This is a genomic window from Affinirhizobium straminoryzae (assembly GCF_007004135.1).
Lineage (GTDB): Bacteria > Pseudomonadota > Alphaproteobacteria > Rhizobiales > Rhizobiaceae > Neorhizobium > Neorhizobium straminoryzae.
On record NZ_VJMG01000052.1, the window covers coordinates 1 to 1,241 of the forward strand.

Sequence of the window (1,241 nt, forward strand, 5' to 3'; positions counted from 1 at the left end):
TGGCCTGCTGCCGGTTTCTTGGACACCGAGTTAAGGTGCTTCCAATGAAACTGGAGCGCATGGATGCAACGAAGGAAGTTCAGCCGCGAGTACAAGCTTGAGGCGGTGAGATTGGTTCGAGAGCGTGGGGTCGGCGTTGCGCAGGCATCCCGCGATCTGGATGTTCATGAGAATGTCCTGCGCAAGTGGGTCAGGGAATATGGTTCGGACCCGGCACAGGCGTTTCCTGGTCAGGGACAGATGAAGCCTGAGCAGCTTGAGATCGAGCGGCTTCGCAAAGAGGTGGCCAAGCTGAAGGCGGAGCGTGACATCTTAAAAAAGGCCGCCGCCTACTTTGCGAAGGACGTGATATGAAGTTCGCGTTCATTGCAAAGCACCGTTCGATCTGGCCGGTGGCATGGCTCTGCGAAGCGCTGGGTGTATCGCGTTCCGGCTTTCATGCCTGGCTAAACCGCTCTCCGAGCCAGCATGCCCGGTATGACGAGGCTCTGCTCGACAAGATCAAGGACAGCTTCAAGGATAGCGACCGCACCTACGGCGCACGGCGTGTCTGGCACGACCTCCTCGCCGAAGGCCTCTCCTGTGGTCTGCATCGCGTCGAGCGTCTCATGCGCGACAATGCATTGAGAGCAAGGCCGAGACGGCGTGGCTTGCCGAAAGACGACGGTGAGCGCCCGGTCATCATGCCGAATGTGCTAGACCGACAGTTCGCGGCAGCAAGACCGAACCAGAAGTGGGTGGCCGATTTTACCTATCTATGGACGGCTGAGGGCTGGCTCTATGTGGCCGCCGTCATCGACCTGTTCTCGCGACGTGTTGTTGGCTGGTCGATGAACACCAACATGACAGCCCAGCTCGTTACAGATGCGTTGATCATGGCCATCTGGCGCAGAGGCAAGCCGGATGCGCTCCTCCACCATTCTGACCAGGGTAGCCAATACACAAGCGAGCAGTTCCAGCGTCTCATGGCCGACCACGGCATCACCTGCTCGATGAGCCGATCCGGCAATGTCTGGGACAATGCCGCGATGGAAAGCTTCTTCTCATCACTCAAAACGGAAAGGACAGCTCGCAAGGTCTACAGGACTAGAGACGATGCAAAGGCGGACGTGTTCGACTACATCGAGCGCTTCTACAACCCAAAGCGTCGCCATTCGACACTGGGCTACCTCAGCCCTATGGAATTTGAAAACAAGGTAGGATTAGCCTAACTCGGTGTCCGAAAAACCGGCAGCAGGCCA

At 57.7% G+C, this 1,241-nt stretch carries 1 protein-coding gene; it reads left to right on the forward strand.

Annotated elements, in window-relative coordinates:
• Nucleotides 1–63 precede the first annotated feature (63 nt).
• Nucleotides 64–1,211 (forward strand): IS3 family transposase gene (locus FNA46_RS17750; RefSeq protein ID WP_143126543.1). Its coding sequence is split into 2 segments (ribosomal slippage): nt 64–310 and nt 310–1,211, totalling 1,149 coding nucleotides; the frame shifts between segments, so codons are not numbered across the junction.
• Nucleotides 1,212–1,241: the final 30 nt, after the last annotated feature.